This window comes from Mesorhizobium sp. M5C.F.Ca.ET.164.01.1.1 (assembly GCF_004792125.1).
GTDB classification, from domain to species: domain Bacteria; phylum Pseudomonadota; class Alphaproteobacteria; order Rhizobiales; family Rhizobiaceae; genus Mesorhizobium; species Mesorhizobium wenxiniae.
This window is the reverse complement of the sequence record NZ_SRTG01000298.1, coordinates 1-342: the sequence shown is the minus strand read 5'-3', so window position 1 is coordinate 342 and position 342 is coordinate 1. Positions and strand designations below refer to the sequence as shown.

The following is a 342-nucleotide window of genomic DNA, read 5'->3' as shown; positions in this document are numbered from 1 at the left end:
TGACTATCGCGGCGCTCGCCATCAAGGCTGGCGCCGTCATCAGCCGGTCGTGAGGACCTCATCTTAGTATCCAGACTTGTGAATCTTGCACCTGTGTGGGTGACGCCCGAGGTCTTGGATGAGCGGAGATAGCAACCATGATTGCCGACCGTATCGAAACGGATCTGATCGGACCGCTCGCTATCCCTGGCAATGTGCTCTACGGCGTGCACACCCGTCGGGCGGAACAGAACTTTGATGTATCCGGGCTGCGCCTGAGGGATTTCCCCGAGCTCATCCAGTCGATGGCCATGGTGAAAAAGGCCGCCGGCCTGGCGAACATGGAACTCGGCCTGCTTTCGC

Annotated in this window: 1 pseudogene; it reads left to right on the top strand. The window is 59.4% G+C overall.

The annotated features are described in order from the left end of the window. Positions 1-137 precede the first annotated feature (137 nt). Positions 138-342: pseudogene (aspA, locus tag EN807_RS33550) on the top strand (aspartate ammonia-lyase); the annotation flags it as partial.